This window comes from Paraburkholderia sp. SIMBA_030, assembly GCF_046535245.1.
Taxonomy (GTDB): Bacteria; Pseudomonadota; Gammaproteobacteria; order Burkholderiales; family Burkholderiaceae; genus Paraburkholderia.
The window spans coordinates 1-266 of the sequence record NZ_JAWRXB010000721.1 but is presented as its reverse complement, the minus strand read 5'-3'; the positions used below and the strand labels follow the sequence as shown (position 1 = coordinate 266).

Annotated in this window: 1 protein-coding gene; it reads left to right on the top strand. The window is 55.6% G+C overall.

The window, feature by feature from the left end:
- Window positions 1-263: sugar phosphate nucleotidyltransferase (locus tag SB772_RS41840; protein WP_410838753.1), on the top strand; the 263-nt coding region annotated here is incomplete at its 5' end.
- Between the last annotated feature and the right edge of the window lie 3 nt (window positions 264-266).

Below are 266 nucleotides of genomic sequence, written 5' to 3'. Positions count from 1 at the left end.
AGCCGGAAGATGCACCGTCCAACCTGGCGATCATCGGTCGCTACATCCTGACCCCGGATATCTTCGACCTGATCGAACAAACCGAGCCAGGCAAGGGTGGTGAAATCCAGATCACCGACGCCCTGATGAAGCAAGCCCAGAACGGCTGCGTGATGGCCTACAAGTTCAAAGGCAAGCGTTTCGACTGCGGTGGCGCTGAAGGCTACATCGACGCGACCAACTTCTGCTTCGAGAACTTCTACAAGACTGGCAAGGCTTACTGATAG